General features: G+C 74.3%; 1 protein-coding gene. It reads left to right on the forward strand.

All coding sequences use genetic code 11. The features are described 5' to 3' along the window. Nucleotides 1-214: hypothetical protein (locus AXK60_RS27265; RefSeq protein ID WP_175400111.1), on the forward strand; the 214-nt coding region annotated here is incomplete at both ends.

Raw genomic sequence — 214 nt, forward strand, 5'->3', positions numbered from 1 at the left:
GATGCCGGCACCGGTGGGAGCAGGGCGGCTGCATCGCCTGCGCGTCGCGTGGCCGGACCTCGCGAGCGTCGTCGCCAAGGTTCCCGCGGATCGCGCCGTGCACCTCGCCGGCGCGGTCACGTCGCTCGCGGCGGTCGGCAGTGACGGCTCGGGGCCTGCGGTGCGGGACGAAGGCTCGTTGAAGATCCTGACGACGCTGGGGCAGGGCACCATG

The organism is Tsukamurella pseudospumae (assembly GCF_001575195.1).
GTDB lineage: Bacteria > Actinomycetota > Actinomycetes > Mycobacteriales > Mycobacteriaceae > Tsukamurella > Tsukamurella pseudospumae.